The organism is Sulfitobacter sp. HI0040, assembly GCF_001634885.1.
Classification (GTDB): Bacteria; Pseudomonadota; Alphaproteobacteria; order Rhodobacterales; family Rhodobacteraceae; genus Sulfitobacter.
Map to the genome: position 1 here is coordinate 1 of NZ_LWEX01000447.1, position 26,268 is coordinate 26,268.

A 26,268-nucleotide genomic window follows, 5' to 3' on the forward strand; every position below is an offset into this window, starting at 1 on the left:
GTTAATACACTCGCCAATGGCTCTATGGCCGAAACCGGGTTCGATGTGGGGCTGACCTTCGGCAATGCCGTCGACAGTTCCGAAGGTTTCAACAAGGTGGTCAATTTCACCGTCTGGTCCGACGATGGTCCGCTGTCCTTCGATGATATCGAACTGTCGGGGATGAAGCTGGTCGTCAACTCCGATGATGGTCGGGGGAGTTGCTGAGCGTGACAGGCAGCGACGATCCCGAGATGATGATCGACGACGGCTCCGACGATGAAGATGGGGCACGGGCCATGATGGCGCTGATGAATGTCCCTCCGGAAGAGGCGAAGGTGCCTGAAGACATCCAGGACGATCTCGAGGAAGGCTTCTGGGTCTGGTAATCCAACCGGGATCGAAATGAATATGGCGCGCCCTGCGGGGCGCGCCTTTTTTGTTGGGGCGTTCAGCTTTTGCCGTCGGTTGCGCGGGCGGCATCCGCCGGGGATTGAGTATTTGAGTAAGGGTGAAGGCGTGGGCGATCAGCCCCGGCTACGGTACCACGCCACGAAGGGCAGGGCGGCGAGGTACATGCTGACCCCGTAGAAGGCGGAGGGCAGGGCCATGGTGCTGAAGCCCTCGCTCTGCCCGGTGATGAGCGCGGCAAGGGTGATGCCCAGCGTGGCGTTCTGGATCCCCGTTTCGATGGAGATCGTCTTGCGTTCCGCCCAAGGCAGGGCGAAGCCCGTGGCCAGCAGAAGCCCGATCAGCAGAAGCGCCAGCATCAGCGTCGCCATGGCGGGGCCGAGGGTCGCGATATTCGCCACGAAGACGGACCAGTTCCCCACAAGTGCCGCCAGCACGATCACCACGAACAGGAGCAGCGCTATCAGGTTGAGGCCCGGTTCGATGCGGTCGGCCGCGTTCGGGGCGAGCCGGCGGAAGAGAACGCCCAGTGCCACGGGCAGCGTGGTGATGAGGAACATGGCGAAGGCCAGCGCGGCGACGGAAACCTCCGGGCCCGCGTCGCCCATCAGGTGCCGCACGGACCATGCCGCCAGCACCGGCACTGTCAGGATGCTCAACAGCGAGACGACGGCCGTCAGCGAGACCGAAAGCGCCACGTCGCCGCGCGCCAGTTTCGACAGCATGTTCGAGGTCACGCCGCCGGGGCAGAAGGACAGCAGCATGATGCCGACGGCGAGTTCCCCTCTGATATCGAAAAGGAATATCACCGCGAGCGTTGCCGCGGGCACCAGTGCGACCTGCGACAGCGCGCCGATGGCGAAGGCCCGGGGGCGGGCGGCGACACGGGTAAAATCGCCGAAGGTCAGCCCGAGGCCGAGCGACAGCATGATGATCGCCAGCGACAGCGGCAGTATGACGTTGATGAGCAAATCCATGGGGTCCCTCCGGCTTTTTGCGCCGACGCTAGGCGCTGACCGCCGCCCGGGCAAGCGCCGCCATGGCCGGACGGGGGCGCGCTACGTAAGGTCAGAGCGGCCAGAACAGGAGGATCGCCGGGATCGAGACAGCCACCACGATGATTTCCAGTGGCAGGCCCATGCGCCAGTAATCCCCGAAGGAATAGCCGCCGGGGCCGAGGATCAGCGTGTTGTTCTTGTGCCCGATCGGGGTGAGGAAAGCCGAGGAGGCGGCCACCGCCACCGCCATGAGAAAGGGGTCGGGCGACACACCGAGCGTCTGCGCCATCTGGATCCCCACGGGGGCGGCGACGATGGTGGTGGCGGTATTGTTGAGCACATCCGACAGCGTCATCGTGACGATCATCAGAACGGTCAGCACGATCCATGCCGGGAAACCCTCCGTCAGGCCCACGAGCGCCCCGGCGATGAGCTCGGTGCCGCCGGAGGCCTCCAGCGCCGCGCCGAGCGGTATCATGGAACCCAGCAGAACCACCACAGGCCATTCGATATGGCTGTAGAGTTCCGAAAGCGGAACGATGCGGGTCAGCACATAGGCCACCACCACCAGCCCAAGGGCGATGGGCAGGTAGATGAGGCCCAGCGATGCCGCGGCGACGGCGGCGCCGAAGAGGCCGATGGCGAGCCAGACCTTGCCATTGTCCGTGACCGCAAGGCCACGGTCGGCCAGCGGCAGCACGCCCAGCCAGTCCGTCACATGGGCGGCGGTGTCCCGCGGTACGAGCAGCAGCAGGATGTCACCCGCCTTCAGCTGTGTCTTGCGCAGCTGCGAGGTGATCTTGCGCCCCTGCCGGGAAATGCCCAGCAGCACCGTCCGCTGGCGCCAGGTGAGGCCGATGGCCTGTGCCGTGCGCCCGTTCATCCGCGAATCCGACGGAACGACAACCTCTATGATCTCGACCCCTTCGCCATCGGCGTTCAGCCGTTCTTCGCGCGCGGCGTCCGCCACGTGCAGGTCCAGCGTGCTGCGGAATTCATCCAGCGCTTCGGGCGTGGCTTCGATCACCAGCGCATCGTTCGCGGCGAGCTTGACGGTACGCGACTGACCGTATCGGCGTTTGCCGTCACGGATCAGCCCGAGGATCGCGACATCGGATTTCTCGGCCGTCTCGTAGAGGTCGAGCACGCGTTTGCCGATCTGCTTGCTGTCTTCGGGCACTGTCAGTTCCGCGATATAGGGGGCGATATCCTCGGCCTGCAGGGTGGCGTCGGCCCGGTCGGGGATCAGCCGCCAGCCGATCAGCGCCACGAAGGCAAGGCCCGCGATGGCCGCGACACCGCCGACCGGGGCGAAATCGAACATGCGGAAGGGGGCGCCCAGCGCGTCTTCGCGGATCGAGGCGATGATGATGTTGGGCGGCGTGCCGATCAGCGTGACCATGCCGCCGAGGATCGTCGCAAAGCTGAGCGGCATGAGGCTGAGGCCGGGCATCCGCCCCGCCTTGCGCGCTGTCTGGATGTCCACCGGCATCAAGAGGGCAAGTGCTGCCACGTTGTTCATGAAAGCCGAAAGCACACCGCCGATGGCACCCATCAGCGCGATATGCCGCCCTAACCCGCGTGAAGCATCGACGAGCGTGCGGGTGATCAGCAGCACCGCCCCCGACCGAACGAGTCCGGCTGAGACGACGAGCACCAGCGCCACCACCAGCGTTGCGGGGTGGCCGAACCCGTCGAAGGCGTTCTCGCTGGGCACGACACCCAGCACCACGCCGGCCATGAGCGCGGCAAAGGCCACGAGGTCATAGCGGAACCGCCCCCAGAGCAGCAGGGCGAAGACAGCACCGAAAAGGACGAAGAGGATGATCTGATCTGTAGTCATGCTTTCCCATACGGCGGGGCGCGGGTGGGGTCACGCGACAAATGCGCGGGGCGCGCGCGCAGGAAAAGCTATGCTAAATAAATCACGCGTGATATGATAACGCGTGATCCAATTGGCCGTGGCCCGGCGGATCGCAGGAACGGACGATCCGGGCGCGGGTGAATGCGACCCGCGGATCGGACCGCAACAGCCGCCCCGCCCGGGCGGTGCAACCGGGGCGCGGGGAGGCGCCCTCGATCAGGGGAGGAAACCATGACGAAGACGATTACCGACATCCCGGCAGAAGCGCCCTATGACGCGAATGACGACAGCCTTTATGCCCGGTTGGGCGGGCTTTACGGCATTTCAGCCGCCGTCGACAATCTGGTCGACCGGCTTTACGTCAACCAGTTCGGCAACTCGAACCCGAAGGTGGCCGAGTTCCACGAACAGCAGGGCCATGCGGGGTTCAAGTTTCTCGTGACGGCGTGGTCGATACAGGAAACCGGTGGGCCGGCGATCTATCCGGGCCGTGACATGCGCGAAAGCCACGCTCATCTCAGCGTCACCGCGCGTGAATTCGACATGGTCCGGACAGAGATCAAGACGAGTCTTTACCAATTGAACGTGCCCGAGCGTGAGTTTGACGAGTTCATGGCGATCATTGACAGCTACGAAGACATGGTCGTCTCCAAGTAAATTGTAAAAGGTATTAACAGGGCCTTCCGCCCCGTCCGTTCGCGGGCGGGGCACATCTTTGTCCGCAGCGCGCCCCGGCTTATGCCCCGTCGTCTTGCCCTTGCAGCCGCCAGCACCTATAGACCCGCGTAACTCCACACTGCACAGAGAGACGTCATGGCCGGCCATTCCAAATGGGCAAACATCCAGCATCGCAAGGGGCGTCAGGACGCCGTCCGCGCCAAGCTGTTTTCCAAGCTGAGCAAGGAAATCACCGTGGCCGCGAAGATGGGCGACCCGGATCCCGAAAAGAACCCCCGCCTGCGGCTCGCGGTCAAGGAAGCCAAGGGGCAGTCCATGCCCAAGGACAACATCGACCGCGCCATCAAGAAAAGCCAGGCGGGCGAGGGCGATGATTATGAAGAAATCCGCTACGAGGGCTACGGACCCAACGGCGTGGCGGTCATCGTCGAGGCGATGACCGACAACCGCAACCGCACCGCGTCAAACGTGCGCTCCACCTTTACCAAGAACGGCGGCAATCTGGGTGAAACCGGCTCGGTCGGCTTCATGTTCGACCGCAAGGGAGAGATCGAGTACCCCGCCGATGCCGGTGATGCGGATACCGTCATGCTGGCCGCGATAGAGGCGGGCGCGGAGGATGTCGAAAGCAGCGAAGACGGCCATGTCATCTGGTGCGCGGATACCGACCTCAACGAGGTGGCGACAGCGCTCGAAACCGAGTTGGGAGAGAGCACGTCCACCAAGCTGGTGTGGAAGCCGACGACCACCACGGAAATGGATCTCGACGGTATGGAAAAGCTGATGAAGCTGATCGATGCGCTGGAAGATGACGACGATGTTCAGCGCGTCACCACCAATTTCGAGGCCTCTGACGAGGTCATGGCCCAGCTCTGAAGAAATGTGCAGGCGCCTCAAATAATGAGGCGCCGCCTGTTCAGCCGTTAAGGCGCCGCAGTTTCGGAAAAGCGAAAATCGGCAGATGCCATCCGCGCGCCGGTTTCGCTTCTGCCGGGGAAAGACGCGCCAGCAGGCGTTTGACGGCGTTGAGCCGCTGCCGGGCCTCCGGCTTGCCCGCTTCGGCCTGCAGGTTCAAGATTTTCTGCTGTGTCTGCAAGGCGTCTGCGATCACGCTCAATTCGGTCTGGCTGATTTCCAGCTTCTTGGTCTCGGGTTTCATTCAAATCGTCCTGTAGTGAGGCGCTTCACATAGGGTGCCGATCTGCGGTCTTCCAGTGCTGATTGCGCTTCCGATACGTTAATGTCGGAACTGTGAAAGAAGGCGGCGTACCTCGCGCTGGCGCTCACCTTCCGATTGCGCCCTCGGGGCCGAAGCTTTACCCAAACGCAAAGCCCTGCAGTCGACGTTTTCGGAGAAGAATCAAAGATGTCCGCCTCTTTCCTCGCCGGTTTCGCGCTGTCGCTGACCCTCATCCTCGCCATCGGGGCGCAGAATGCCTTCGTGCTGCGGCAGGGGTTGCGGCGGGAACATCTGTTCTGGGTCTGCCTGACCTGCGCCGCTTCCGACGCGGTGCTGATCGCGGCAGGCGTCGCGGGGTTCGGGGCGCTGGCCGAGGCGGTGCCATGGTTCGAAACCGCGATGCGGTTGGGCGGCGCGGCGTTCCTGATCTGGTATGGCTACCGGAATGCCCGCTCCGCCTGGATCGGGGGCGAGGTGCTGACCGCCGATACGACGGGGGGAACATCGCTGCGACGCGCAATCCTCACGCTACTGGCGCTGACATGGCTCAATCCGCATGTCTATCTGGATACGGTCGTGCTGCTGGGGTCGATCTCAGCGCAATATCCCGACAGGTTGGCGTTCGGGGTGGGGGCGGTACTGGCAAGCTTCGCCTTCTTCTTCGCGCTGGGCTATGGCGCGCGGCTGCTGTCGCCGCTTTTCGCGCGCCCCGTCAGCTGGCGCGTGCTCGATGCGCTGATCGCCCTGACCATGGGGGCCATCGCGGCGAAACTTCTGCTGATGTGACCTTGCCCTTGCCGGGGCTTTGCGAAATGGTCCGGCCATGACGACAGCGCTGCCCCATCGCCCGGTACAGGGTATCTTCTGGATGCTGGTGACCGGGGTCTGCTTTATCGCGGTCACGGCACTGGTCAAATACATGGGGCCGCGCCTCCCGGCGGCGGAGGCGGCGTTCCTGCGCTATGCCATGGGGCTGGTGTTTCTGCTGCCCGCCATCGGCAGCCTGAGGACCGCGGGCCTCAGCCGGCGGCAATGGGGCCTCTTCTCCCTGCGCGGCTTTTTTCATTCCCTGGGCGTGATCCTGTGGTTCTTCGCGATGACGCGCATTCCCATCGCGGAAGTCACCGCGATGAACTACCTCGCGCCCATCTACGTAACCCTCGGCGCCGCCGTGTTTCTGGGTGAAAAGCTGGCCGCGCGGCGGATCGCGGCGGTCTGCATGGGGCTTTTGGGGGCGGCGATCATCCTGCGCCCTGGTTTTCGGGAAGTCAGCATGGGGCATCTGGCGATGCTGCTTGCTGCCGTGGTCTTCGCCGGATCCTACCTCTTGGCGAAGGTGCTCGCGGATGAGGTGAAGCCCGCCGTAATTGTGGCGCTCCTGTCGGTTTTCGTGACGCTGGGCCTTGCCCCTTTCGCCGCGCCTGTATGGATTGCCCCCACGGTGACCGAAATCTTCATCCTCGCGGCAGTGGCCTTCTTTGCCACCGCGGGGCATTTCACCATGACGCTTGCCTTCGCGGCCGCACCGGTCACGGTGACCCAGCCCGTGACCTTCCTTCAGCTGCTCTGGGCGACGCTGTTGGGCGCGGTCGCCTTTGCCGAACCCGTCGATATCTGGGTGGTGCTGGGTGGGACCGTGATCCTAGCCTCTGTCACCTTCATCACATGGCGCGAAGCCATGCTGAACCGCCAGATCACCCCGCCGAGCCACGCCACGAAGGTCTGAGAGTTTCTTGATTGACGGGTCAATAAATGACCTAGTATCCTGAGGAGACCACAGCCGAAGGATCGAATCCCACATGCCGAAGGTCGGAATGGAACCCATTCGCCGGTCCGCGCTGGTCAAGGCGACCATCGCGGAAATCGGTGCGGCCCATTCGCTTGACGTGACCGTGGGACAGATCGCGCGCCGGGCCGGGATGTCCACGGCGCTGGCGCATCACTACTTCGGCGGCAAGGACCAGATCTTCCTCGCGGCCATGCGCCACATCCTGTCTGAATACGGGGCAGAGGTCCGCAGCCGCCTGAAAAAGGCGACCACCCCGCGCGACCGTGCGGCCGCGATCATTGAGGCGAGCTTCGATGAAACCTTTTTCGCCCCCGCCACGGTGAACGCATGGATGACGCTCTATGCCGCCTCGCGCACCAGTGATGAAACAAGGCGCCTGTTGCGGTGCTATCAACGGCGGCTGCGGTCCAACCTGACCCATTCGCTGCGCCCCATCAGCGATCAGCCCGAAGCGGATGCCGAAACGCTGGCCGCCCTGATCGACGGTCTTTACCTGCGCGCGGCCCTGTCCAATCGCGGCAGCGCAAAGGCTGCCTTGCAAAGTGCGCTGTCGACGCTTGATCTGTTGCTGAAGGCCCCCCGATGACCCGTCCGAATATCCTGATCCTGATGGTGGATCAGCTGAACGGCACCCTTTTTCCCGACGGGCCCGCCGATTGGCTGCATACGCCGAACCTGCGGGCGCTGGCCGAACGCTCCACCCGGTTCCGTAACGCCTATACCGCTTCGCCGCTCTGCGCGCCGGGGCGGGCGGCGTTCATGTCGGGGCAATTGCCTTCGGCCACCGGGGTCTATGACAACGCGGCGGAATTTGCCTCCTCCATCCCGACCTATGCCCATCACCTGCGCCGGGCGGGCTATCACACCTGCCTGTCGGGCAAGATGCATTTCGTCGGCCCCGATCAGCTTCATGGCTTCGAAGAGCGGCTGACCACCGACATCTACCCGGCCGATTTCGGCTGGACGCCGGATTACCGCAAGCCGGGCGAACGGATCGACTGGTGGTATCACAACATGGGGTCGGTCACCGGGTCGGGCGTGGCCGAGATTTCCAACCAGATGGATTACGACGATGAGGTCGCCTACCAGGCCAATCGCAAGATCTACGATCTGGCCCGCACGGCGGATGACCGGCCCTGGTGCCTGACCGTCAGCTTCACCCATCCGCATGATCCTTACGTGGCGCGGCGCAAATACTGGGACCTTTACGAGGGCTGCGAACATCTGCACCCGCAGGTGCCGGCCATCCCCTACGAAGACCAGGATCCCCATTCGCAACGGATCTTCGACGCGAACGACTGGCGCAGCTTCGACATCACACGAGAGGATATCGAACGGTCGCGCCGGGCCTATTTCGCCAATCTGTCCTATCTCGACGACAAGATCGGCGAATTGCTGCAAACGATGGAAGACACCCGGCAGGAAGCTATCGTCGTCTTCGTGTCGGACCACGGCGACATGCTGGGCGAACGCGGCCTGTGGTTCAAGATGTCCTTCTACGAAGGCTCGTCCCGCGTACCGCTGATGATCGCCGCCCCGCAGATGGAACCGGGGCTGCAGACCACAGCCGTCAGCACCATCGATCTTTGCCCGACGCTCTGCGAACTGGCGGGCGTTTCCATGGCGGAGGTCGCGGAATGGACCACGGGCACCTCGCTGGTGCCCATGGGGCAGGGGCAGGAACGGACCGAACCCGTGGCGATGGAATACGCCGCCGAAGCCTCCTATGCGCCCATGGTGTCGCTGCGCTACGGCAAATGGAAGTTCAACCGCTGCGCGCTCGACCCCGATCAGCTTTTCGATCTGGAGGCCGATCCGCATGAGCTGACCAACCTCGCCGAACATCCCGACCATCAGGGCACGCGCCAGACCCTGCGCGCCAAGTCCGAAGCACGCTGGGATCTCGATGCCTTCGATGCGGATGTGCGCAAGTCCCAGGCCCGCCGCTGGGTCGTCTACGAGGCCCTGCGCCAGGGCGGCTACTATCCGTGGGACCACCAGCCGCTGCGCCTCGCGTCCGAACAATACATGCGCAACCACATGGATCTGAACGTGCTGGAGGAAAGCAGGCGCTTCCCTCGCGGCGAATGATCCCTTCACCCTTTTGAAAATACTCCCGCCGGAGGCAGAAAGTTTTCCATGCCCTACGATACGCAACCCAAAGCCAGCCATTTCATCGACGGAGCCTATGTCGAGGATACCGAAGGCACGCCGATCGATGTGATCTATTCCGCGACCGGCGAAAAGATCGCGCAGGTCCATGCGGCCACGCCCGCCATCGTCGAACAGGCGATTGCTGCCGCGAAACGCGCCCAGCCCGAATGGGCCGCCATGTCGGGGACGGAGCGGGGCCGCATCCTGCGCCGCGCCGCGGATATCCTGCGGGAACGCAACCATGACCTGTCGGTGCTGGAAACCTACGACACCGGCAAACCCTATCAGGAAACATCCGTCGCCGATGCCACCAGCGGGGCGGATGCGCTCGAATATTTCGGCGGCATGGCCGCCACGCTCACGGGCGAGCATATCCAATTGGGTGAAAACTGGGTCTATACCCGGCGCGAACCCCTTGGCGTCTGCGTCGGCATCGGCGCATGGAATTATCCGACCCAGATCGCCTGCTGGAAAGGGGCGCCCGCGCTGGCCTGTGGCAATGCGATGATCTTCAAACCGTCCGAGACGACGCCGCTGAGCGCGCTCAAGGTGGCGGAGATCCTGCATGAGGCAGGTCTTCCGGCAGGGCTCTACAACGTGGTGCAGGGCATGGGCGAAGTAGGCTCCGCGCTGGTGACGGACCCGCGCGTGGACAAGGTGTCGCTGACCGGGTCGGTGCCCACGGGGCGCAAGGTCTATGCCGCCGCCGCCGAGGGGATCAAACATGTCACGATGGAACTTGGCGGCAAATCCCCCCTGATCGTCTTCGAAGACGCGGATATCGAAAATGCCATCGGCGGCGCGATCCTCGGTAACTTCTACAGTTCCGGTCAGGTCTGCTCCAACGGCACACGGGTCTTCGTGCATCGCGACATCAAGGAAAAGTTCCTGAGCCGTCTGGCGGAACGGCTGGACAAGGCGGTGATCGGGGATCCGATGGATCCCGATACCAGCTTCGGCCCGATGGTGTCCGAGCGGCAGATGCAGATCGCGCTCGACTACGTCGAAAAGGGCAAGGCCGAAGGCGCGCGGCTGGCCTATGGCGGGGCGCGGATCGACCGGGACGGGTTCTACATGCAGCCCACCGTTTTTGCCGATGTCACCGATGACATGGTCATCGCACGCGAAGAGATCTTCGGCCCCGTCATGGCGGTGCTCGATTTCGAGGACGAAGAAGAGGTGATCGCGCGCGCCAACGATACCGAATTCGGCCTCGCGGCGGGGGTCTTCACCAATGATCTGACGCGCGCGCACAGGGTCGCCGCGCGGTTCGAGGCGGGGACCTGCTACATCAACACCTATAACGACGCCCCGGTCGAGGCGCCATTCGGTGGCTCCAAGAATTCCGGTGTGGGTCGGGAAAACTCGAAGGCGGCGATCGAACATTATTCGCAGCTGAAGTCCGTCTTCGTGCGGATGGACGATGTCGAGGCACCGTTTTGATCCCCTGGCACTGGTCCATGGCCCCTGCGAAACAGATTCAAGAACGACCTGAAAGTAACTGAGATGAATGCGGAATTTGTTATCGTCGGCGCGGGGAGCGCTGGCTGTGCCATCGCCTATAGACTGGCCGAGGCCGGGCGGTCCGTCATCGTCATCGAACATGGGGGAACCGACATGGGCCCCTTCATCCAGATGCCCGCCGCGCTCAGCTACCCGATGAACATGCGCCGCTATGACTGGGGCTACAAGTCGGAGCCGGAGCCGAACCTCGGCAACCGTCAACTGGTCTGCCCGCGCGGCAAGGTCATTGGCGGGTCGTCGTCGATCAACGGCATGGTCTACGTGCGCGGCCATGCGAAGGATTTCGACCACTGGGAAGAGCAGGGCGCGCAGGGCTGGGCCTTTGCCGATGTACTGCCCTATTACAAGCGGATGGAGACATGGCACGACGGCGGCCATGGCGGCGACCCGGCGTGGCGCGGCACCGACGGGCCGCTGCACGTCAGCCGTGGCCCGCGGCAGAATCCGCTGTTCGATGCCTTCGTGCAGGCCGGAAGCCAGGCCGGTTACGAGGTGACGGAGGATTACAACGGTCAGAAACAGGAAGGCTTCGGCCCGATGGAACAGACCGTCTGGAACGGGCGGCGCTGGTCGGCGGCCAATGCCTATCTGCGGCCCGCGCAGCGCAGCGGCAACGTCAAGGTCATCCGCGCGCTGGCCCGCCGGGTGGTGATCGAGGACGGGCGCGCCACCGGTGTGGAGGTGTCCCGCGGTGGCGCGGTGGAGGTCATCCGGGCCGAGCGCGAAGTGGTGCTGGCGGCCTCGTCCATCAACTCGCCCAAGCTGCTCATGCTGTCGGGCATCGGTCCGGCGGCGCAGCTGGCGGAACACGGGATCGACGTGGTGGCCGACCGCCCCGGCGTGGGGGAGAACCTGCAAGACCATCTGGAGGTCTATATCCAGATGGCGGCCAGCCAGCCGATCACGCTCTACAAGCATTGGAACCTATTGTCGAAAGCCGTGATCGGCGCGCAATGGCTGTTCTTCAAGCGGGGCATGGGCGCGTCGAACCAGTTCGAGAGCGCGGCCTTCATCCGCTCGAAGCCCGGCGTGGAATATCCTGATATTCAATATCATTTCCTGCCGATCGCCGTGCGCTACGACGGGCAGGCCGCAGCCGAGGGCCATGGTTTCCAAGCCCATACCGGTCCGATGCGTTCCAAGTCGCGCGGCAATGTCACGCTGCGGTCCGCCGACCCGCTGGCCGATCCCCGCATCCGGTTCAACTACATGTCCCACCCCGATGACTGGGATGAATTCCGCACCTGCATCCGGCTGACCCGCGAGATCTTCGAGCAGGAGGCGTTCAAGCCTTTCGTGAAGCACGAGATCCAGCCCGGGGCGCATCTGCAATCGGATGATGAGATTGACAGCTTCATTCGCGAACACGCCGAAAGCGCCTATCACCCCTGTGGCACCTGCCGGATGGGCCGCGCGGATGATCCCGACGCCGTGGTGGACCCGGAGGCCCGGGTCATCGGTGTGGAGGGCTTGCGGGTGGCCGACAGCTCGATTTTCCCCCGCATCACCAATGGCAATCTCAATGCGCCATCGATCATGGTGGGCGAAAAGGTGAGCGATCATCTGCTCGGCAAGACGCCCTTGCCGCGGTCCAACGAGGAACCCTGGATGCATCCGAACTGGCAGGTGGCACAGCGCTAGGCGGCGTGTCCTCATCTTTTGTTAACCTTCGTTAACATTTTGCGTTGCCGCCTTTCCGGCGGCGGCGCATACTGCCTGTATGGGTGTCAGTTTATCACGGATTATTTCCGTATTATCAGTATCTTGGATACCGTTCTTCGCCCTTGCACAGCAGGGCGGAGTTCTGACCGGACCGGCGCGCGTTCTGGATGGCGATACCTTCGTCATCACCGATGTCCGCGTCCGCTCGCACGGGATCGACGCCCCCGAAAAGGATCAGCCCTGCACCACGCCCTCCGGCGCCACGCTGCAATGTGGCGCGGAAGTTACCCGCGAAGTGACGCGCCGCTATCAGGGGCAGATGCTGCGCTGCGAGGTGATCGAGCAGGACCGCTATGGCCGCAGCGTTGCCAAGTGCTATGACACCGATGGGGTGGATGTTGGGCGGACGCTCGTGCGGGACGGTCTTGCCTATGCCTTCCGCCGCTATTCCATGGACTACGATCTCGACGAAAAGGCCGCCTTTGTCGCGGGTGTCGGCCTGCACGGGGTGACGGCGGACCGGCCAGCGGCCTTCCGCCGCGCCGCGCGGGCAGAGGCAAAGCCTGTCCCGGCCCCGCCCGCCGGGGGGTGCGTGATCAAGGGCAACATCAACGGCAAGGGCGAACGTATCTACCATGTCCCGGGTCAGCGCGATTACGACAGGACCGCGATCAACACCGCAAAGGGCGAACGGTGGTTCTGCGATGCGGCCGCTGCGCGGGCGGCGGGCTGGCGCGCGGCGCGGCGCTGATCACTCCACTCGGTAGGGCAGCGTGTCGCGCCGGTTCGGATCGACCACGAGACGCCGCTCCAGCGGCGGGACGGAGCGTTGGTGGCAATCGCGCCGCTCGCAGATGCGGCAGGATATGCCGATGGGCTCAAAAGCTCCGTCGCGGCGCAGGTCCAGCCCGTCCGCATAGACCAGCGCACCCGCATGGCGCACCTCGCATCCCAGCGAGATGGCATAGCGCCGCACCGGCGCCCCGAAGCGGCCCGCGGGCTTCGTCACATCCCGCGCCAGGCTGATGTAGCGCACGCCATCGGGCGTTTCCGCCAGTTGCCGCAGGAAGCGGCCCGGGATTTCAAAGGCCCGGTGCACGTTCCACAGCGGGCAGGCGCCGCCGAAGCGCGCGAATTGAAGACGGGTCGCTGAATGGCGCTTGGTGATCGTGCCCGCCTGATCCACACGCACGAAGAAAAAGGGGATACCCTTGGCCCCCGGGCGCTGCAGCGTCGAAAGCCGGTGGGCGACCTGTTCGATGGAGGCGCCGAAATGGCTGCCCAGCACCTCCAGATCGTGGCGGCAGGCCCGCGCCTTTTCCAGAAACGCGCCATAGGGCAGCAGCGCCGCCCCGGCGAAATAATTGGCGAGGCCGATTTTCGCGATGTCCCGCGCCTCGGGGCTGTGAAAACGGGCTAGGTCCAGCGTTGCCTCGATCAGGTCGTTCTGCCGGGTCAGCGCCAGTTGCAGCAGGATCTGGAAGGTCTGGGAATCCGCCGGTGCGGTGCGCGATATGTGCAGCCTGCGGCTGTCGGGATCGAAATGGCGCAGCGTATCGGCATCTGTGAAAACGGTGGAAATGCCCGCTTGCTCCAGCGCGGCCACGGCCCGCTCGCGGATCGTGCCGCTTTGCGCATCGCGGGCGGCAAACCGTTCCGCCGCGCGGTCCACCGCGTCGATGTAATTGTCGCAATAGTGGAAGAAATCGCGCACCTCTTCCCATGGGCTGGGGGACACGCGGGCATCTTCGCGCCCCAGTGCTTCGTCCAGCGAGGCGAGGCGCTCGTGGGTCTGGCGGTACTGCTGGTGCAGCGCCAGCATGGCCCGGGCCAGCGCCGGCGCGTTGGAGGCCGCAAGCCGCACATCCGCCATGGGGGGCATCTGGCCCGCGAAGACCGGATCGGAGAGCACTTCGCGCAGGTCGCTGGCCAACCGCTCGCTGTCGCCCGAAGACAGTTCGGTCACGTCGAGCCCGAATTCGGAGGCAAGCGCCAGCACCACCGTCGTGCTGACGGGGCGGTTGTTGTTCTCCATCTGGTTCAGATAGGGCAGGGAAACGCCGAGCCGGGCGGCGAAATCCTTTTGCGTCAGATCGAGCCGCACGCGCAATTCGCGCAGCTTTGCCCCGGCGTAGAGCTTTTGCGTCGCCATGCTGTTCCGGCCTTTGCAGATTTGCAGTCAGGCGAACCTAGCTTTGCAAAACCCGGGGCGCAAGCCGGACCGGTCAGGCTGGGGGAGAGGATCAGATCCCCAGTTTGCGTTCCCGCCAGATGACGGTCCAGATCGCGCCGACACTGGCGATGCCGGTGATCAGCATGATCCAGAGCAGCGGATAGGCGCCCGTGCCGGGCTTCAGCAGCGCACCCGCCAGCACCGCGAGCCCCGCGCCCCCGCCGATCATGATCGACCCGCCCAAGCCAGAGGCGGTGCCCGCGAGGTGTGGGCGCACGGAAAGCATTCCCGCCGTGGCGTTTGGAATGCACAGCCCGTTGCCAAGGCCCACCAGCGTCATCAGCCCGAAGAAGGTCAGCGGCGTGCCGTAGCCCGCCATGAAGAGGAGCAGCGAAAGCGTCCCGCCCACCACGTTGGACACACAGCCCCAGAGCACCATGCGGTTGATCCCGAAGGTTGTGGCCAGCCGCGCGGTCAGGAAATTGCCGAAGAAATAGCCGATCGCCGGCGCGCCAAAGGCGAGACCCAGCCAGAAGGGCGACATGCCGAAGACCTCGCTCCCCACGAAGGGGGCACCGCCGAGGTAGGCGAAGAACGCCCCCGAGCAGAGCGCTGAGGCCATCGAATAGCCCCAGAACCGGGGTGAGCGGAAAAGTTCGGGATATTCGCGGAACTGCTCCATCAGCGTCTTGCCGGAATGGCGCGCGGTCTCTCCCTGATCGAACCAGCACAGAGCCATGATCGCGGCCCCGATCACGAACATCGCCCAGAATGTCGAGTGCCAGCCAAAGACCTCGTCCAGCGCGCCGCCGACGGCGGGGCTGATCATCGGCACAAGCGCCATCCCCATGGTCACATAGCCGATCATCGACGCTGCCCTGTCCTGTTCGTAAAGGTCGCGGATCACCGCACGGCTGAGCACCATGGCCACGGCCACGACCGCCTGCATCATCCGGAAGAGCAGAAAGATTTCCACGGTCGGCGCGAATATGCAGCCCAGCGTGGCAATGAGGAACAGCCCCAGCCCCCAGAGCATGACCGACCGGCGGCCAAGGTTGTCGCTGACCGGCCCGATGAAAAGCTGCACGATGGCACTGCACAGAAGATAGAGCGGCACAGAAAGCTGGATGACCCCGTAGGTCGTGCCGAAGTACTCTGCCATCTGCGGAAGGCTGGGCAGAAAGATATTCATCACCATCGCGGACATGCCTGCCAGCAGGATGAGCGTGGAAATGTGGGGGGGCGTGCTGCGGTCGAGCAACTGCACGCGGACAGGATTATTCATGCATATGCAAGTAGGCTGACCTCGCGGCCTTGTCCATCCGGCGGGAGAATACTTTGCTTATTTGCATTATTCGCAAATAGCAGTGGAAAGTTTTTGCAAATTTGCAAGTATCCCCTTTGGCCCGCCCGCGCCCTTGGGTAGAGTGCGCCGAAATGAACGGATGCGACAACAGGGGCGTGCGATGAAGGACATTCTGACAGAGCTTGAGAGCCGGCGCGCAGAGGCGCGTATGGGGGGTGGTCAGGCGCGGATCGACGCCCAGCACAAGCGCGGCAAGCTGACGGCGCGTGAACGGGTCGACCTGCTGCTGGACGAAGGCAGCTTCGAAGAATTCGACATGTTCGTCACCCATCGCTGCACCGACTTCGGGATGGAAAAGCAAAAGCCCGCGGGCGACGGGGTGGTGACCGGATGGGGCACGATCAACGGGCGTCTCGTCTATGTCTTCAGTCAGGATTTCACGGTCTTCGGCGGCTCGCTGTCGGAAACCCATGCCCAGAAGATCTGCAAGATCATGGATATGGCCGTGCAGAACGGCGCCCCGGTGATCGGCATCAACGATTCGGGCGGCGCGCGTATCCAGGAAGGGGTAGCAAGCCTTGCGGGCTATGCCGAAGTCTTCCAGCGCAACATCGAGGCGTCGGGCGTCATCCCGCAAATCAGCGTCATCATGGGCCCCTGCGCGGGCGGGGCGGTCTATTCGCCCGCGATGACCGATTTCATCTTCATGGTGAAGGACACTTCCTACATGTTCGTGACCGGCCCAGACGTGGTCAAGACCGTCACCAACGAGGTCGTCACCGCCGAGGAGCTTGGCGGGGCCAGCACCCATACCCGCAAATCGAGCGTGGCCGACGCGGCCTTCGAAAATGACGTCGAAGCGCTGGCCGAAGTGCGCCGGTTGGTGGATTTCCTGCCCGCGAACAACCGCGCCAAGCCCCCGGTGCGGCCCTTCTTCGACGACCCCGAGCGTATCGAGCCGTCGCTCGACACGTTGGTGCCGGCCAATGCGAACACGCCCTACGACATGAAGGAGCTGATCCTGAAGCTCGGGGACGAGGGCGATTTCTACGAGATCCAGGAAAACTTCGCCAAGAACATCGTGACCGGTTTCATCCGGATCGAAGGCCGCACCGTCGGCGTGGTGGCGAACCAGCCCATGGTGCTTGCGGGCTGCCTCGATATCGACAGTTCCCGCAAGGCGGCGCGTTTCGTGCGCTTTTGCGACGCTTTCGAAATCCCGATCCTGACGCTGGTGGACGTCCCAGGCTTTCTGCCCGGCACCAGCCAGGAATTCGGCGGCGTGATCAAACACGGGGCCAAGCTGCTCTTCGCCTATGGTGAGGCGACGGTGCCGATGGTGACGGTCATTACCCGCAAGGCCTACGGCGGTGCCTATGACGTGATGGCGTCCAAGCATCTGCGGTCCGACTTCAACTATGCCTGGCCCACCGCCGAAGTGGCCGTGATGGGCGCCAAGGGCGCGACGGAGATCATCCATCGCAAGGATCTGGGCGATGCGGAAAAGATCGCGCAGCACACGAAGGATTACGAAGACCGTTTCGCCAATCCCTTCGTCGCGGCGGAACGCGGCTTCATCGACGAGGTGATCCAGCCCCGCACCACCCGCAAGCGCGTCGCGCGTGCCTTTGCGTCCCTTCGGAACAAGAAGGTCCAGACGCCGTGGAAAAAGCACGACAACATCCCCCTCTGACCCCTCTGAGATCGCCTGCCCCATGCCCTTCCTTTCTGGAAATATCCTGCCACCCCGGGTCGAAACCCGGGGAACCGCCGGAACGCCTTTGGCGTTTCCCGGTAAAGGAGGATGTAATGGCAAAGAATCACGGAAGTTCGATCAAGGACGACGAGACCTACGAATCCCTGCGCGAGGATGGGGCCTCGAAGGAAAAGGCCGCGCGCATCGCGAATGCGAAAGCGAACGACGACCAGCACCCGTCGGAGAAGGGCGGCAAGCAATCCCCCTACGAGGACTGGACGAAGGAAGAGCTCTACGATCGCGCGCAGGAGTTGGACATCGACGGTCGCTCGGACATGGACAAGGACGAGTTGATCGACGCTTTGCGCAACCACTGACCGTCGTGCCCCTGCGGGGGCGCTTATGAGCGGGCGCATGTGGCAAAATCAGGCTTTCGTCGTGTCCCACGCGGATACCTCCCCTTTTGAAGGTGCCGGGCTGCGCCCGTTCTTCGAATACCGCGATCTGGGCATCGCGAAAGCCACCGGCGGAAGCTTCGGCGCCCATGTGATCCGGGCGGTCCCCGGCGCCGAAAGCCCCGCCACATGGCATACCCATGAGCTTGATTTCCAAATGGTTTTCATCCTGAACGGCTGGGTCGTCTTCGAGTACGAGGACGCGGGCGAACAGATGCTGCACAAGGGTTCCAGCGTGTTGCAGCCACCCGGCATCCGGCACCGCGAAATCCGTCATTCGGACGATCTGGAGCTGCTGGAAATCACCTCACCCGCTGAATTCGCCACGGCGGAGGTCGCAGCACCATGAGGCATCGCGCGTACCTTTCTCTCATGCTTCTGACCCTCTTTGCGGGGCAGGGGGCCGCGGCGTCCGACGCCCCGATAGAGGTGCCCTCGGGCCAGCCCGTGCAGCTTCAGGAAGTCCTTATCGATGACCTCGGCGCAGAGACCTGGCTGCGCTTCCGATTCATCGCGCCGCAAATCGCCCGGGAGGGCGGAACGGTCGATTACGCGCAGGCGGAAATGGATTTCGAATACCTATGCGAAGCGCTCGCGCTTCCATACATGTCGGACTTCGAACTGGAAGGCGACGTCATCGTCGTCTCCCTGTCCGACCGGGCCACCGAATTCGGTGAGCCCGACCCCGAAGCGACCCAATTTTTCGAAGCTTTTCGGGTCGTTGATGAAATCTGTATCTGGGAAGGTCTGTGATGCTGATACCAGATATGGGGCCTTTGTCGGCGGTATCTTCGCCGATTGAGGCTTTGAAGACACATAGTTGCCGTTTGCGCATGATCTGGTATCAATCCCTAGGCGCATGGCATATTGTGTGCCCGAGGAATACCCAAGTATCCCTTACCTCAGAATCGGGGCTCACGGTATGTGTCGTGAAAAAAAGCCCCATAAACAGTGACAGGAGACTTAGATGTCGAAGAGCATCAAAACACTGGTTGCAATGGGTTTCGTTGCGACGATCGCTGCTTGCGCAGCACCCGAAGAAGAATTTGTCGTCGTCGAGCCCGAGCCCATCACGGTCGAGCCCGTCTTCACAGGCAAGTTCAAGTAATACCTTTGCAGGACAGGCGTTCGCGCCTGTCCTGAACCTCCCCCGCCTGCGCCACCATATCCGGGTGGCGCCATGCTGAAGCATCGCGGGTTCCCCGGCCGGCTTCCGGGTACGGATTATCAATTCACTATCAGACGCGCCAATCCCCGTGGCGTCACCCCGCTGACCCGGCGCGAGCGCCGCTCGGATCGCCGTGGCCCTGACCGCCGTGCCGACATCGCCTTCGTCAAGGCCCTCTGGGAGGCGTTCGGGAACGAACCCTTCGAACGTGGCAATCTGGATGCCGGGCGGCTTTCGTGGCTCTTCGGGCGGGAGGTTCTGCCCGCCACCGATCCCTTCGATCCCGCCGATTACGAAGCCCTGCTGGTGCTCGATGAAAACGCCGCCCGGGCGGCCTTTCCCGAGGCGTTTGAATCGTGATCGGCGGCTTGTTGCCCATCGGGCCGTCGCCCCGGCGGCAGTTGGCCGATGCCGTGCGGCCCGCCACCCCGCGCTTGGCGCGGGCAGGTGCTGCATGCAGGCTCGACCTGTCCGGGTTCCTGTGCACCTTGCTTCGGGGCGCGGCTGACCAAGACCATACCCCTTCCTCTCACGGGCGGTCGACCGGAGAGGCGGTCGCACCGCCCGTCTTTTTGCCCGCCGGTCCCGCAGGCCGACCGATGGCGCGCCGCCTTCGTTTCATTCCGATCATTCAGACAACCCCGCAGACCCTTCGACCGGCATTTGGCCGGTGCGGGCGCCCCCCGTGCGCCTCGCGTCTGCCCCAAGCAAAGGACACCGCATGTTCAAGAAGATACTGATCGCCAACCGGGGCGAGATCGCCTGCCGCGTCATAAAGACGTCGCGCAAGATGGGCATCACGACCGTGGCCATCTACTCGGACGCGGATGCGCAGGCGTTGCATGTACAGATGGCGGACGAAGCCGTGCACATCGGCCCGCCCCCGGCGAACCAGTCCTATATCGTGATCGACAAGGTCATGCAGGCGATCCGCGACAGCGGCGCCGAAGCGGTGCATCCGGGCTACGGCTTCCTGTCGGAAAACGCAAAGTTCGCCGAGGCGCTGGCCGAGGCGGGCGTCGCCTTTGTCGGCCCGCCCAAGGGCGCGATCGAAAAGATGGGGGACAAGATCACCTCCAAGAAAATCGCGCAGGACGCGGGCGTCAGCACGGTGCCCGGCTATATGGGCTTGATCGAGGATGCGGACGAGGCGGTGAAAATCTCGAACGAGATTGGCTACCCCGTGATGCTGAAGGCCTCCGCCGGGGGCGGCGGCAAGGGTATGCGCATCGCCTGGAACGACGCCGAGGCGCGCGAAGGGTATCAATCCTCCAAGAACGAAGCGGCGAACAGCTTTGGCGATGATCGCATCTTCATCGAGAAGTTCGTGACCCAGCCGCGCCATATCGAAATTCAGGTGCTTTGCGACAGCCACGGCAACGGCATCTATCTGGGCGAACGGGAATGTTCGATCCAGCGCCGCAACCAGAAGGTCGTCGAAGAAGCGCCGAGCCCCTTTCTGGATGAAGAAACCCGCAAGGCGATGGGCGAACAGGCCGTGGCACTGGCGCAGGCCGTGGGCTACACCAGCGCGGGCACGGTGGAATTCATCGTCGACGGCGACCGCAACTTCTATTTCCTTGAGATGAACACCCGCCTGCAGGTGGAACACCCCGTGACCGAACTGATCACCGGGGTCGATCTGGTCGAACAGATGATCCGCGTCGCCAATGGCGAAAAGCTGTCGATGACCCAAGGTGACGTGAAGCTGACCGGCTGGGCCATCGAGAACCGGCTTTACGCCGAAGATCCCTATCGCGGCTTTCTGCCCTCCATTGGGCGGCTGACCCGCTACCGCCCCCCGCAGGAGGTCGCCGCCGGTCCGCTGCTGGAGCAGGGGACCTGGCAGGGGGATGCCCCCGCCGGTGACATGGCCGTGCGCAATGATACCGGAGTCTACGAAGGCGGCGAGATTTCCATGTATTACGATCCGATGATCGCCAAGCTCTGCACATGGGCGCCGACCCGGTCCGAGGCGATCGAGCGGATGCGCGTCGCACTCGACAGTTTCGAGGTCGAAGGCATCGGCCATAACCTGCCCTTCCTCTCGGCGGTGATGGATCACCCGAAATTCGTCAGCGGCGACATGACAACCGCCTTCATCGCCGAGGAATATCCAGACGGTTTCGAAGGCGTCACGTTGGAGGAGGCCGAACTGCGCCGGATCGCCGCCGCCACCGCCGCCATGCACCGTGTGGCCGAAATTCGCCGCGCCCGCGTGTCAGGCCGGATGGACAACCACGAACGCAAGGTCGGCAGCGAATGGAATGTGACCCTTCAGGGCAATTCGTTCGACGTGACGATCGCGGCTGATCCCTCCGGCTCCAGCGTGCGTTTTGCCGACGGCACCGAACTGCGCGTCAGCGGCGGCTGGACGCCGGGCGACCAGCTGGCCGAAATGCAGGTGGAGGACACGCCGCTGGTGATGAAAGTCGGCAAGATCTCGGGAGGCTTCCGCATTCGCACCCGGGGGGCGGACCTGAAGGTGCATGTGCGCACCCCCCGTCAGGCCGAACTGGCGCGGCTGATGCCCGAAAAGCTGCCGCCCGACACGTCCAAGATGCTGCTCTGCCCGATGCCGGGCCTCGTCGTGAAGCTGGAGGTCGAGGTCGGCGACGAGGTGCAGGAGGGTCAGGCGCTCTGCACCATCGAGGCGATGAAGATGGAGAATATCCTGCGCGCGGAAAAGAAGGGCGTCGTGTCCAAGGTCAACGCCAGCGCGGGCGACTCGCTCGCCGTGGATGACGTGATCATGGAGTTCGAATAACCCCATGCGGGGCGGGGCGCATAACGTGAAAGACAGCGTGGGCGTCGCCCCGCGCCGTCATTCCAGAATGGTGCCCGAGCGTTCCTTTGCGTCGCGGATCTCTTTCTGGCGGATCGGCATCTTGTCGATGCTGCGGGTGATTTCCCGCACGTCCCAAGGGAAGGGCTTGCGCAGCTTCACCTGCCCGTCCTTGCCGACGATGACCAGCATGAACCCGCGGGGCCGCATCTTCAGCCGCAACGCGCTGCGGGCGGCGGGGTCGGTATCGGTCAGCACGACGACGTCGCGTTCGATCAACTGGCCTTCGCCTTCCAACAGCAGTTCCATCTGCTCTGCGAAGGCGGGATCGTTTTCGCTGTCTGCAAAGACCAGCACGGGGCGCTTCAGCCACAGGAATTCGCTCAGGTCCGCCATGTCGGCGGGGCGAAAGGTTGGATCTGCGGCTTCGGTGCCAATCGGTTCATTGCCGGGTGCCGCAACGGTTTGCGCCGTGGCGCCTGCGGCCAACAGCCCGGCGAGGCACAGGATCAGGACGTTTTTCAACTCGATTCCTCCTGCCCCCAATATAGGGGGTTTGGCCGGGATTGCGATGCGGCACCGCGTGCAACCCTGCGTTAAGCCAAGGGCAACGGAGATCGCGGCATGATCGGGGTTCTACCCCGTATTCCGACCGGCTGGGGCGGTCGCATGCAACGAACCGGGCCTGATCATCATGGACATCACCTTACACGTCGGGGCGCATCGCACCGGCACGACGACCTTTCAGCAATATATGCGCGCCAATCAAGGCTGGCTGGCGCAACAGGGGATCGGCTACTGGGGGCCGCAACGGGTGCGGACCTCGGTGCTGCCGGGGGTCTTTCCCGGCCCGCTTACCCTGCCGGGGCGGGATTGCCAGCGGCGCGCCCGCGGCCGGATCGCTCTGCAACTCAAGCGGGGAGAGCGGACGGGGCTGCAGCGCCTCATCGTCAGCGATCCGAACCTGCTCGACAGTATGGCGCAGTGTATGCGCGCCCGGGCGCTCTATCCAGCTACGGGGGAGCGTCTGGCGCGCATTTCCGACAGCTTCGGCCAGCGCATCGGCAGGGTTGTCCTGACCGTCCGGTCACAGGATCTGTGGTGGGCATCAGTCGCGGCGCATCTGACGGGCAGGGGGCATGCGCTGCCCTCCCAGGCGACCTGCGCCGCCATGGCAACCAGCCCGCGCACATGGCGCGACGTCGTGACCGACCTCGCCTGCGCCATGCCGGGGGCGGAAATCATCGTCCTGCCCTTCGAACGCTGCAGCGACCGGCCAGAGGCGATGTTGCAACCCTGCGGCGTGCTGAATGCCCCGCGCTGCGACAGCGCCGATCTCTTGAACCGGGCACCGGACATCCATCGATTGCGATCCATCCTGCACGAACGCGGCGATTGCCCGCTGCGACTGGGCGAGGGCGAGGGCCGCTGGCAACCGCTGAGCCCGGCCCAGACAGCCGCGCTGCGCGAGACCTACGCGGACGATCTGCACTGGCTTGCCGCCGGGGCGGATGGTCTGGCCACCCTGGCAGAGATTCCACTGCGCCCCGCCACCCCTATCCCGGCACCGGCGCGGGGCCCCGAAAAAGGACACGAACATGACTTCCGACAAAGACACCTGGCGCAATCTGGCTGAAGGCGAATTGCGCGGCAAACCCGTCGAGGATCTGACCTGGCACACGCTGGAAGGCATCGACGTGCAGCCGCTCTATACGGCCGAGGATCTGGAAGGGGTCGACCACCTCGGCGGTATCCCGGGGCAGGCGCCCTTCACCCGGGGCGTCAAGGCCACCATGTACGCCGGTCGCCCCTGGACGATCCGGCAATATGCCGGTTTCTCCACCGCCGAGGAAAGCAACGCTTTCTACCGCCGGGGTCTGGCCGCCGGGCAGCAGGGCGTTTCGGTGGCCTTCGACCTCGCGACCCACCGTGGCTATGACAGTGACCACCCCCGGGTGGAGGGTGACGTTGGCAAGGCAGGCGTGGCCATCGACAGCGTGGAGGACATGAAAATCCTCTTCGATGGCATCCCGCTCGACAAGGTTTCCGTTTCCATGACGATGAATGGCGCGGTGATCCCGATCCTCGCCAGTTTCATCGTCGCGGGCGAAGAACAGGGCCATGACCGTTCGGTGCTGTCGGGCACGATCCAGAACGACATCCTCAAGGAGTTCATGGTCCGCAACACCTATATCTATCCGCCCGAACCATCGATGCGGATCATCGGTGACATCATCGAATACACCTCGGACCACATGCCGAAGTTCAATTCGATCTCCATTTCCGGCTACCACATGCAGGAAGCGGGCGCGAACCTCGTGCAGGAGCTTGCCTTTACGCTGGCGGACGGGCGCGAATACGTGCGCACCGCCATCGCGGCGGGCATGGATGTGGATCGCTTCGCGCCGCGGCTGTCGTTCTTCTTCGCCATCGGCATGAACTTCTTCATGGAGGCGGCGAAGCTCCGCGCGGCACGCCTGCTGTGGTCGCGTATCATGTCGGAGTTCGAGCCGAAGAATCCCAAGTCGTCGATGCTGCGCACCCATTGCCAGACCAGTGGCGTCAGCCTGTCGGAGCAGGACCCCTACAACAACGTCGTGCGCACCGCCTATGAGGCGATGAGCGCGGTTCTGGGCGGTACGCAATCGCTGCATACCAACGCGCTGGACGAGGCGATCGCCCTGCCCACGGATTTCTCGGCCCGGATCGCGCGGAACACCCAGCTGATCCTGCAGGAGGAAACCGGCGTCACCAATGTCGTGGACCCGCTGGCGGGCAGCTACTACGTCGAAAAGCTGACCCATGATCTGGCCGAAGCGGCATGGAAGCTGATCGAAGAGGTGGAGGAGATGGGCGGCATGACGCAGGCGGTCGCCTCCGGCATGCCGAAGCTGCGCATCGAAGAGGCGGCGGCGACCCGTCAGGCCAATATCGACCGGGGCACCGAAGTCGTTGTCGGCGTGAACAAATACCGCCGCGACAAGGAAGACCCGATCGACATCCTCGATGTCGACAATGTCGCCGTCCGGGAAAGCCAGATCGCCCGGCTCAAGCGTATCCGCGAGGAACGCGATGACGCCGCCTGCCGTGCCGCGCTGGACGAGTTGACCCGCCGCGCCCGCGAAGGCGGCAATCTGCTGGAAGCGGCGGTGGAGGCCGCCCGCGCCCGTGCCACGGTAGGAGAGATCAGCATGGCCATGGAAGACGAATTCGGACGCCACCGCGCCGAGGTCAAGACGCTCGCGGGGGTCTACGGTGCCGCCTACGAAGGCGACGAAGGCTTCGCCGCCATCCAGCAATCGGTGGAGGAATTCGCCGAAGCCGAAGGCCGCCGCCCGCGCATGCTGGTGGTCAAGATGGGGCAGGACGGCCACGACCGGGGTGCCAAGGTGATCGCCACCGCCTTTGCCGATATCGGATTTGACGTGGACGTGGGCCCGCTGTTCCAGACCCCGGCAGAGGCCGCACAGGACGCCGTGGACAACGACGTGCATGTCATCGGCATTTCCAGTCAGGCGGCGGGGCACAAGACGCTCGCGCCGCAACTGGTGAAGGCGCTGAAGGATGCGGGGGCTGAGGACATCCTCGTCATCTGCGGCGGGGTCATTCCGCAGCAGGACTACGAATTCCTTTACAACGCCGGGGTGAAGGCGATTTTCGGGCCGGGCACCAACATCCCCTCCGCCGCGCAGGATATCCTGCGACTGATCCGCGAAGCGCGCGGATAGAAAGGATGCTCAGCCTCGATCATCTGGCCGTGGCGGGCGAAGACCTCGCCGCGGCGCGCGCCCATGCGGAAACGGCGCTGGATGTGATCCTGCAGCCCGGGGGCAGGCATGATGTCTTCGGCACACACAATCGGCTTCTGGGGCTGGCGGACGGGCTCTATCTGGAAGCCATCGCCGCCGACCCGGATGCCCCGGCACCGGATCGGGCGCGCTGGTTCGACCTCGACCGTTTTTCCGGGCCTGCGCGGCTCACGAACTGGATCTGCCGCTGCGATGACCTCGATGCGGCACTCGCCCGTCTGCCTGACGGCTTCGGGCGGCCCGTCGATCTGCAACGCGGGGATCTGCGCTGGCGCATGTCGGTGCCCGAGGAGGGGCGGCTGCCCTTCGACAACCTCGCCCCCGCGCTCATCCAATGGACCGGCGGCGGCCATCCTGCCCAGCGGCTCGCCCCTTCCAACTGCAGGCTGTTGCAGCTTTCCATCCGTCATCCCGAGGGCGCGGCGCTGCGCAGCTTTCTGGCCCCGCTGCTGACAGATGCCCGTATCGACATCGCGGCGGGGGCGGCCACGCTCTCGGCACGCTTCGCGACCCCCCGCGGCGAAAGGACGCTGGCGTGAGCATCCGGGCCGCCAAACCGGAAGACGCCGCCGCCATCGCGTCGATCTGGAACGGCATGATCGCGGGCAGCCTTTTCACCTTCACCAACCAGCTCAAG

At 64.0% G+C, this 26,268-nt stretch carries 27 protein-coding genes; 21 read left to right on the top strand and 6 right to left on the bottom strand.

The window, feature by feature from the left end:
• Positions 1 to 207, top strand: a 207-nt coding sequence (locus A3728_RS23275) for a hypothetical protein (RefSeq protein ID WP_161489600.1), incomplete at its 5' end; no start/stop codon positions are given.
• Between the two features lie 2 nt (positions 208 to 209).
• Positions 210 to 368 (top strand): hypothetical protein, encoded by a 159-nt coding sequence (locus tag A3728_RS23280; RefSeq protein WP_161487229.1) that lies wholly within the window; start codon positions 210 to 212, stop codon positions 366 to 368.
• Between the two features lie 138 nt (positions 369 to 506).
• On the opposite strand, the gene A3728_RS18550 is transcribed toward A3728_RS23280, so the two are convergent.
• Positions 507 to 1,367, bottom strand: coding sequence for a bile acid:sodium symporter family protein (locus tag A3728_RS18550; protein WP_067927267.1), 861 nt, complete (start codon positions 1,365 to 1,367; stop codon positions 507 to 509).
• Between the two features lie 91 nt (positions 1,368 to 1,458).
• A complete protein-coding gene (locus tag A3728_RS18555; protein WP_067927270.1) occupies positions 1,459 to 3,231 on the bottom strand; it encodes an SLC13 family permease in 1,773 nt (590 codons plus the stop codon).
• Positions 3,232 to 3,483: 252 nt separating this feature from the next.
• On the opposite strand from A3728_RS18555, the gene A3728_RS18560 reads away from it, so the two are divergent.
• Positions 3,484 to 3,909, top strand: a complete 426-nt coding sequence (locus A3728_RS18560; protein WP_067927273.1) for a group I truncated hemoglobin — start codon at positions 3,484 to 3,486, stop codon at positions 3,907 to 3,909.
• A gap of 156 nt (positions 3,910 to 4,065) precedes the next feature.
• Positions 4,066 to 4,806 (top strand): YebC/PmpR family DNA-binding transcriptional regulator, encoded by a 741-nt coding sequence (locus tag A3728_RS18565; protein ID WP_067927276.1) that lies wholly within the window; start codon positions 4,066 to 4,068, stop codon positions 4,804 to 4,806.
• A 40-nt stretch (positions 4,807 to 4,846) separates the two neighbouring features.
• On the opposite strand, the gene A3728_RS18570 is transcribed toward A3728_RS18565, so the two are convergent.
• On the bottom strand, positions 4,847 to 5,089 hold the full coding sequence (locus tag A3728_RS18570) for a hypothetical protein (protein WP_067927279.1): 243 nt from the start codon (positions 5,087 to 5,089) through the stop codon (positions 4,847 to 4,849).
• A gap of 207 nt (positions 5,090 to 5,296) precedes the next feature.
• Between A3728_RS18570 and A3728_RS18575 the strand changes: the two genes are divergently transcribed.
• The 7 genes from A3728_RS18575 to A3728_RS18605 all read left to right on the top strand — a co-directional run bounded on the left by A3728_RS18575 (position 5,297) and on the right by A3728_RS18605 (position 12,990).
• Positions 5,297 to 5,896 (top strand): LysE/ArgO family amino acid transporter, encoded by a 600-nt coding sequence (locus tag A3728_RS18575; protein ID WP_067927282.1) that lies wholly within the window; start codon positions 5,297 to 5,299, stop codon positions 5,894 to 5,896.
• Positions 5,897 to 5,933: 37 nt separating this feature from the next.
• Positions 5,934 to 6,836, top strand: a complete 903-nt coding sequence (locus A3728_RS18580) for a DMT family transporter (RefSeq protein ID WP_067927285.1) — start codon at positions 5,934 to 5,936, stop codon at positions 6,834 to 6,836.
• Between the two features lie 73 nt (positions 6,837 to 6,909).
• The gene (gene betI, locus A3728_RS18585) at positions 6,910 to 7,485 is read left to right on the top strand and encodes a choline-binding transcriptional repressor BetI (RefSeq protein ID WP_067927288.1); all 576 of its coding nucleotides are present in this window, start codon (positions 6,910 to 6,912) and stop codon (positions 7,483 to 7,485) included.
• Complete coding sequence (gene betC, locus A3728_RS18590) at positions 7,482 to 8,990, top strand: choline-sulfatase (protein WP_067927291.1); 1,509 nt, start codon at positions 7,482 to 7,484, stop codon at positions 8,988 to 8,990. Before betI ends, betC begins: the two co-directional genes overlap by 4 nt.
• 48 nt (positions 8,991 to 9,038) lie before the next feature.
• Positions 9,039 to 10,496, top strand: coding sequence for a betaine-aldehyde dehydrogenase (betB, locus tag A3728_RS18595; RefSeq protein ID WP_067927294.1), 1,458 nt, complete (start codon positions 9,039 to 9,041; stop codon positions 10,494 to 10,496).
• Between the two features lie 63 nt (positions 10,497 to 10,559).
• Complete coding sequence (gene betA / locus A3728_RS18600; RefSeq protein WP_067927297.1) at positions 10,560 to 12,218, top strand: choline dehydrogenase; 1,659 nt, start codon at positions 10,560 to 10,562, stop codon at positions 12,216 to 12,218.
• 79 nt (positions 12,219 to 12,297) lie between these two features.
• On the top strand, positions 12,298 to 12,990 hold the full coding sequence (locus A3728_RS18605; RefSeq protein ID WP_067927300.1) for a thermonuclease family protein: 693 nt from the start codon (positions 12,298 to 12,300) through the stop codon (positions 12,988 to 12,990).
• Here the strand turns inward: A3728_RS18605 and A3728_RS18610 are convergent, their stop codons facing one another.
• Positions 12,991 to 14,391 carry a helix-turn-helix domain-containing protein gene (locus tag A3728_RS18610; RefSeq protein ID WP_067927305.1) on the bottom strand — a complete coding sequence of 467 codons (1,401 nt, stop codon included), beginning with the start codon at positions 14,389 to 14,391 and terminating at the stop codon, positions 12,991 to 12,993.
• A gap of 91 nt (positions 14,392 to 14,482) precedes the next feature.
• Positions 14,483 to 15,697 (bottom strand): multidrug effflux MFS transporter, encoded by a 1,215-nt coding sequence (locus A3728_RS18615; protein WP_067927308.1) that lies wholly within the window; start codon positions 15,695 to 15,697, stop codon positions 14,483 to 14,485.
• Between the two features lie 181 nt (positions 15,698 to 15,878).
• On the opposite strand from A3728_RS18615, the gene A3728_RS18620 reads away from it, so the two are divergent.
• The 7 genes from A3728_RS18620 to A3728_RS18645 all read left to right on the top strand — a co-directional run bounded on the left by A3728_RS18620 (position 15,879) and on the right by A3728_RS18645 (position 21,804).
• A complete protein-coding gene (locus A3728_RS18620) occupies positions 15,879 to 17,411 on the top strand; it encodes an acyl-CoA carboxylase subunit beta (protein ID WP_067927311.1) in 1,533 nt (510 codons plus the stop codon).
• 116 nt (positions 17,412 to 17,527) lie between these two features.
• The gene (locus A3728_RS18625; protein WP_067927314.1) at positions 17,528 to 17,791 is read left to right on the top strand and encodes a DUF7218 family protein; all 264 of its coding nucleotides are present in this window, start codon (positions 17,528 to 17,530) and stop codon (positions 17,789 to 17,791) included.
• A 37-nt stretch (positions 17,792 to 17,828) separates the two neighbouring features.
• Positions 17,829 to 18,218, top strand: a complete 390-nt coding sequence (locus tag A3728_RS18630) for a cupin domain-containing protein (protein ID WP_201722208.1) — start codon at positions 17,829 to 17,831, stop codon at positions 18,216 to 18,218.
• Positions 18,215 to 18,622, top strand: coding sequence for a DUF6497 family protein (locus A3728_RS18635; RefSeq protein ID WP_236628172.1), 408 nt, complete (start codon positions 18,215 to 18,217; stop codon positions 18,620 to 18,622). The genes A3728_RS18630 and A3728_RS18635 overlap by 4 nt, the downstream gene beginning before the upstream one ends.
• A 214-nt stretch (positions 18,623 to 18,836) precedes the next feature.
• The gene (locus A3728_RS23540; protein WP_201722206.1) at positions 18,837 to 18,977 is read left to right on the top strand and encodes a hypothetical protein; all 141 of its coding nucleotides are present in this window, start codon (positions 18,837 to 18,839) and stop codon (positions 18,975 to 18,977) included.
• Positions 18,978 to 19,049: 72 nt separating this feature from the next.
• On the top strand, positions 19,050 to 19,397 hold the full coding sequence (locus A3728_RS18640; RefSeq protein ID WP_067927324.1) for a hypothetical protein: 348 nt from the start codon (positions 19,050 to 19,052) through the stop codon (positions 19,395 to 19,397).
• A gap of 361 nt (positions 19,398 to 19,758) precedes the next feature.
• Positions 19,759 to 21,804, top strand: coding sequence for an acetyl-CoA carboxylase biotin carboxylase subunit (locus A3728_RS18645; RefSeq protein WP_067927327.1), 2,046 nt, complete (start codon positions 19,759 to 19,761; stop codon positions 21,802 to 21,804).
• Between the two features lie 57 nt (positions 21,805 to 21,861).
• Here the strand turns inward: A3728_RS18645 and A3728_RS18650 are convergent, their stop codons facing one another.
• Complete coding sequence (locus A3728_RS18650) at positions 21,862 to 22,347, bottom strand: DUF4174 domain-containing protein (RefSeq protein ID WP_067927330.1); 486 nt, start codon at positions 22,345 to 22,347, stop codon at positions 21,862 to 21,864.
• Between the two features lie 169 nt (positions 22,348 to 22,516).
• Between A3728_RS18650 and A3728_RS18655 the strand changes: the two genes are divergently transcribed.
• The 3 genes from A3728_RS18655 to A3728_RS18665 are packed head-to-tail and all read left to right on the top strand — an operon-like array spanning position 22,517 to position 26,170.
• The gene (locus tag A3728_RS18655) at positions 22,517 to 23,458 is read left to right on the top strand and encodes a hypothetical protein (protein ID WP_067927333.1); all 942 of its coding nucleotides are present in this window, start codon (positions 22,517 to 22,519) and stop codon (positions 23,456 to 23,458) included.
• Positions 23,421 to 25,550 carry a methylmalonyl-CoA mutase gene (gene scpA, locus A3728_RS18660; RefSeq protein WP_067927336.1) on the top strand — a complete coding sequence of 710 codons (2,130 nt, stop codon included), beginning with the start codon at positions 23,421 to 23,423 and terminating at the stop codon, positions 25,548 to 25,550. Before A3728_RS18655 ends, scpA begins: the two co-directional genes overlap by 38 nt.
• A 5-nt stretch (positions 25,551 to 25,555) precedes the next feature.
• Complete coding sequence (locus A3728_RS18665; protein WP_067927341.1) at positions 25,556 to 26,170, top strand: VOC family protein; 615 nt, start codon at positions 25,556 to 25,558, stop codon at positions 26,168 to 26,170.
• Positions 26,171 to 26,268 lie beyond the last annotated feature (98 nt).

What these genes read in the sequence shown, in the direction of transcription:
- A3728_RS18550 (WP_067927267.1), bottom strand. Translation starts at nt 1,367, where the DNA reads ATGGATTTGCTCATCAACGTCATACTGCCGCTGTCGCTGGCGATCATC.
- A3728_RS18555 (WP_067927270.1), bottom strand. Translation starts at nt 3,231, where the DNA reads ATGACTACAGATCAGATCATCCTCTTCGTCCTTTTCGGTGCTGTCTTC.
- A3728_RS18560 (WP_067927273.1), top strand. Translation starts at nt 3,484, where the DNA reads ATGACGAAGACGATTACCGACATCCCGGCAGAAGCGCCCTATGACGCG.
- A3728_RS18565 (WP_067927276.1), top strand. Translation starts at nt 4,066, where the DNA reads ATGGCCGGCCATTCCAAATGGGCAAACATCCAGCATCGCAAGGGGCGT.
- A3728_RS18570 (WP_067927279.1), bottom strand. Translation starts at nt 5,089, where the DNA reads ATGAAACCCGAGACCAAGAAGCTGGAAATCAGCCAGACCGAATTGAGC.
- A3728_RS18575 (WP_067927282.1), top strand. Translation starts at nt 5,297, where the DNA reads ATGTCCGCCTCTTTCCTCGCCGGTTTCGCGCTGTCGCTGACCCTCATC.
- A3728_RS18580 (WP_067927285.1), top strand. Translation starts at nt 5,934, where the DNA reads ATGACGACAGCGCTGCCCCATCGCCCGGTACAGGGTATCTTCTGGATG.
- betI (WP_067927288.1), top strand. Translation starts at nt 6,910, where the DNA reads ATGCCGAAGGTCGGAATGGAACCCATTCGCCGGTCCGCGCTGGTCAAG.
- betC (WP_067927291.1), top strand. Translation starts at nt 7,482, where the DNA reads ATGACCCGTCCGAATATCCTGATCCTGATGGTGGATCAGCTGAACGGC.
- betB (WP_067927294.1), top strand. Translation starts at nt 9,039, where the DNA reads ATGCCCTACGATACGCAACCCAAAGCCAGCCATTTCATCGACGGAGCC.
- betA (WP_067927297.1), top strand. Translation starts at nt 10,560, where the DNA reads ATGAATGCGGAATTTGTTATCGTCGGCGCGGGGAGCGCTGGCTGTGCC.
- A3728_RS18605 (WP_067927300.1), top strand. Translation starts at nt 12,298, where the DNA reads ATGGGTGTCAGTTTATCACGGATTATTTCCGTATTATCAGTATCTTGG.
- A3728_RS18610 (WP_067927305.1), bottom strand. Translation starts at nt 14,391, where the DNA reads ATGGCGACGCAAAAGCTCTACGCCGGGGCAAAGCTGCGCGAATTGCGC.
- A3728_RS18615 (WP_067927308.1), bottom strand. Translation starts at nt 15,697, where the DNA reads ATGAATAATCCTGTCCGCGTGCAGTTGCTCGACCGCAGCACGCCCCCC.
- A3728_RS18620 (WP_067927311.1), top strand. Translation starts at nt 15,879, where the DNA reads ATGAAGGACATTCTGACAGAGCTTGAGAGCCGGCGCGCAGAGGCGCGT.
- A3728_RS18625 (WP_067927314.1), top strand. Translation starts at nt 17,528, where the DNA reads ATGGCAAAGAATCACGGAAGTTCGATCAAGGACGACGAGACCTACGAA.
- A3728_RS18630 (WP_201722208.1), top strand. Translation starts at nt 17,829, where the DNA reads ATGTGGCAAAATCAGGCTTTCGTCGTGTCCCACGCGGATACCTCCCCT.
- A3728_RS18635 (WP_236628172.1), top strand. Translation starts at nt 18,215, where the DNA reads ATGAGGCATCGCGCGTACCTTTCTCTCATGCTTCTGACCCTCTTTGCG.
- A3728_RS23540 (WP_201722206.1), top strand. Translation starts at nt 18,837, where the DNA reads ATGTCGAAGAGCATCAAAACACTGGTTGCAATGGGTTTCGTTGCGACG.
- A3728_RS18640 (WP_067927324.1), top strand. Translation starts at nt 19,050, where the DNA reads ATGCTGAAGCATCGCGGGTTCCCCGGCCGGCTTCCGGGTACGGATTAT.
- A3728_RS18645 (WP_067927327.1), top strand. Translation starts at nt 19,759, where the DNA reads ATGTTCAAGAAGATACTGATCGCCAACCGGGGCGAGATCGCCTGCCGC.
- A3728_RS18655 (WP_067927333.1), top strand. Translation starts at nt 22,517, where the DNA reads ATGGACATCACCTTACACGTCGGGGCGCATCGCACCGGCACGACGACC.
- scpA (WP_067927336.1), top strand. Translation starts at nt 23,421, where the DNA reads ATGACTTCCGACAAAGACACCTGGCGCAATCTGGCTGAAGGCGAATTG.
- A3728_RS18665 (WP_067927341.1), top strand. Translation starts at nt 25,556, where the DNA reads ATGCTCAGCCTCGATCATCTGGCCGTGGCGGGCGAAGACCTCGCCGCG.